The following is a 3686-nucleotide window of genomic DNA, read 5'->3' as shown; positions in this document are numbered from 1 at the left end:
CCCACCCGGTAGCTTGCCTGGTCTCTCCTGTTGCTGGTGTTGTTTCCATCTTGAATGAGGAGTTTCAACGTTATGAGCCTGTGGTCCACTTTTCTTGCTCACACCGATGTGCATCGCCCCGTACATAAATGGAAACACTATTTGCCAATTTATGAGCGCTATTTTCGTGATTTTGTGCATAAGCCACTTCTCTTCATGGAGATTGGTTGCTGGAAGGGTGGCTCCCTGCAGATGTGGAAACGATATTTTGGTCCGCAAGCGCTGATTATTGGTATCGATATCAATCCTGCCTGCAAAGCCTTTGAGGAAGATCAGATCCAGGTGCGCATCGGTCCGCAACAGGATACCCAGTTTTTGCAATCTGTTTTGGATGAGTTTGGCATACCAGACATCATTCTGGATGATGGCAGCCATGTCATGAGCCATGTCAATGCCACCTTCGACTTTTTATATCCCCGTATGGCCAAAAATGGGATCTACATGGTGGAAGATCTGCATACCGCCTATTGGCAGGAGTTTGAAGGGGGAGTACGCCGTGCCCATACCTTCATCGAAAAAGCCAAAGGGTTGATTGATGAGCTGAATGCCGATCATACACGGGGGGCGCTGCCGCCAACCCCTTTTACCCGTTCCACCATGGCCATCCATTTTTATGACAGCATTGCGGTTTTTGAGCGCTGTGCACCGCAGGCCAAGATCGATTTGGTTATTCCGGCGGTCAATCGGGTTTTGGATGATGTGATCGATCAGTTGTTGCGCTTGGAAGAGCAGGGAGAGGTGAATCAGATGGTCTCCCTGGTGCAGTTTGAAGCCGATCCGGTGATGTTGATGCAGGCTATTGAACGGCTTTTGCAACAAGGAAGCTATCGCCCGGCCTATGTGACTGCCTTGGTACTCTACAAGAATGGTCGGCAATTTTGGATCATTGCCTTTGCCCTGGCAGTGGGAGCCGTACTGTTTAACGTAGCAGATATACGTGCGCAAGGAATCTCCCTGTTGCTGCGTCTGAGCGATGAGCTGGCGCAGATAAAACAGGAGGAGTGGTTGCGTAGCGTGATTGCGCCGGTCATGATCGCTCTTTTGCAGGGGGCCATGCAGAGGAACGATACACGGCAAATCAATGATTTTCTCGCCATTGTCCAGGCCAGCGCGCCCAGCTTGCGGGTATGGTTGGCAGAGGCTATCCGCGCCGCCGCTGCAGAGCCTGCGACAGCAACGGAGCTGCTGCTGCGCCAAGTGCTGCAACGATTGTCGGTTTACAGTATCCAATAATGGAGCAACTGGCATGAATCTGTGGTCAGCGTTTCTCTCCCATCAGGACGCAGATCATCCGACTCATAAATGGAAATATTATTTTCCAGTTTATGAGCGCTATTTTCAGCATTTTATCTATAAACCACTCACCTTTTTGGAGATTGGCTGCTGGCGAGGGGCTTCCACACGCCTGTGGAAACGCTATTTTGGGCCGCACGCAACCATTATCGGCGTGGATATCAATCCCGCTTGCAAAGCCTATGAGGAGGATCAAATTCATATACGGATCGGTGCGCAGCAGGATACACAATTTTTGCAAAGCCTGTTGGATGAATTTGGTGTGCCCGATATTGTTCTGGATGATGGCAGTCATATGATGAGCCATGTTACCGCCACTTTTGAATTTCTCTATCCGCGCATGGCCAAAAATGGCATCTATATGGTCGAAGATCTGCATACCGCCTACTGGCAACGCTTTGAGGGTGGATTGCGTCGTCCAACAACTTTCATCGAAAAGGCCAAAGGGTTGATCGATGAAATGCATGCCCATTATACCCAAGGAGGGGCCTTGCTGCCGACCAATTTTACCCATACAACCATGAGCGTTTGTTTTTATGATAGTATGGTTGTTTTTGAAAAATGTGCAGCAAAGGTTAACAGAGGCATCTCCATGCCCGCCTCTTATGATGCTGTGCACCATTTGGTTCTGGATTTGCTCTATTTGGACAAACAAAGTGATACAGCAGAACTGTATCAAAGGGTGCGTCTGGAGACAGATGGGGAGAGATTGCTGCAGGCAAACGAACGCTTGTTACAACAAGGTCAATTACGTCCAGCCTATGTGATTGCCATGGTGTTGGCCAAGAGTGGCAGGGAGCACTGGAATATAGCCTTTTCTTTGGCAGCGGGGGAGATGATTTTTCGCTTGCCGATGCAATGGGAATATCCATTGCAGGAGTTGGCAAGGATGAGCGATGGCGTGGAGTCACAGCAGCGAGAAGAGTATCTGCGCGAGCGGGTCAGACCAATTCTTGTACCGTTCTTACAACGAGTGCTGCAACAGAGAAGTGTAGAATATTTGCGGCAAATAGTGGCAATTACCCAAGCCTGTATCCCCGATTTGCAGGAATCATTGTCTGGGCTGGAGAGCGGTGCTGCCGGGGAAGAGTCCCAAAACTCCCTTCTTGCGCAAGCTGCCTTGGTGTTGCAACGCTTGCAGGCATAGCGTTTTTGCAAATAGAGAAGATGACAGCACATGACCTTGGTAACGGCACCATCATTGACGATGCCAGCCGTGCCCATGGATCACCCCCAAAGATCAGAGATTTATTCACGGCAGGGTTATGGCCAGAGAAATTTTTCCAGATAACCGATCAATTTATCGTCGCTATACCATTGGTGGGCAAAAGCATGGCCTCGTTTGCGGATGGCATCGGCCTGTTCCGGCTCTTCCTGAATAAATTGGGCGATGGCTCGCAGTTCGGCCAGGGAGTTGAATTCCAAATAGTGTTCGCCAGGAGTAAAAAAGCGGTGCATGTCAGGAGTGCACTCCTGGATCAACAAGGCGCCACTGATCGGGGCTTCAAAACTGCGATGGGTGACAATACAGGTGAGATTTTGCTTGCGGGTAAAATGGAGACAGCAGGTTGCCTCCTGCAAACGCTGCAAATGCAGGGCATAGTTTTCCAGATGGGAGAGAGCGCTTTTGGTATAGAAATGCTCTTTGATGGTGACCGGTAGTTGCAGTTGTTTGATGAGGGTCAACCAGATGGTGCGGTGCCAATGGTCTGGATAGATCACATCACCGAGGTAGAGCATGTTTGTCTGGAACGGACTCTCTGTTGAACCGAGGAATCCGCCGTGCGGAATGTGGGCATGAAGGATTTTTTCAGAAAATTCAGGCTCTTCCCAGAGTGGCAAATTGGGGGAATCCGAACTCCAAATGGCATCGACTTGCGCCATGATGGCATGAATATCGGGTCGAAAGCGGGCTTTTTCCCCCTCTGCCAACCCCCAGCGGGTAGCCCAGGCATCACAAGAGACAGAGACCACCTTCAGATTGGGATTCAAACGCCGCAATTGGTTGATCAACAAATGATAACTTCTTGTTTGCGTGGGTGTGGCCACCAACTGGTCGGTATAGACAACCATCAGATCAACGGGCGAGCGGTAACATAATTTGATAATATTGCCAATATCTTCCTGTGGGTTGATACCCCATTCCGCTGTTCCGTAGAGAAGCACCTGCCAGCCATAGAGCTGCATGGCCTGGGCGATGCGGTGTAGAATATAAAAATCCTTCATAAAACAGAGGACATGACGATTTGGTCGTGGTTGTCCGACATCGGGCAAAGGTTGTTGGATGTGTGGACCCGACAAATTGGCCTGTTGTTGCTGGAGAAGTTGTGGAACCGGCAGGCAGAGGCTGTCCT

3 protein-coding genes (1 of these 3 only partly in view) are annotated in these 3686 nt (G+C 50.1%); 2 read left to right on the top strand and 1 reads right to left on the bottom strand.

All coding sequences use genetic code 11. From position 1 onward, the window contains the following. The first annotated feature begins 72 nt into the window (after window positions 1–72). Together EJP87_RS03835 and EJP87_RS03830 are read left to right on the top strand one after the other, a co-directional pair. Entirely contained in the window at window positions 73–1272 is a 1200-nt protein-coding gene (locus EJP87_RS03835; protein ID WP_130470543.1) for a class I SAM-dependent methyltransferase, read from the top strand. A gap of 13 nt (window positions 1273–1285) precedes the next feature. Next, a complete protein-coding gene (locus EJP87_RS03830; RefSeq protein WP_130470542.1) occupies window positions 1286–2479 on the top strand; it encodes a class I SAM-dependent methyltransferase in 1194 nt (397 codons plus the stop codon). 116 nt (window positions 2480–2595) lie between these two features. On the opposite strand, the gene EJP87_RS03825 is transcribed toward EJP87_RS03830, so the two are convergent. Continuing rightward, window positions 2596–3686, bottom strand: partial view of a glycosyltransferase family protein gene (locus EJP87_RS03825; RefSeq protein WP_193771122.1) — the 3' portion only. The gene runs 460 nt beyond the window's last position; only the last 1091 of its 1551 coding nucleotides appear in the window; the start codon falls outside the window, past its right edge; the stop codon is at window positions 2596–2598.

It is taken from the genome of Candidatus Magnetaquicoccus inordinatus, from assembly GCF_004217665.1.
In the GTDB taxonomy this organism is placed as follows: Bacteria; Pseudomonadota; Magnetococcia; order Magnetococcales; family Magnetaquicoccaceae; genus Magnetaquicoccus; species Magnetaquicoccus inordinatus.
Note: the sequence above shows the minus strand (reverse complement) of the source record. Positions and strands in the feature narration are given on the sequence as shown.

Coding starts and splice junctions, on each gene's coding strand:
- EJP87_RS03830 (WP_130470542.1), top strand. CDS start 1,286: ATGAATCTGTGGTCAGCGTTTCTCTCCCATCAGGACGCAGATCATCCG.
- EJP87_RS03835 (WP_130470543.1), top strand. CDS start 73: ATGAGCCTGTGGTCCACTTTTCTTGCTCACACCGATGTGCATCGCCCC.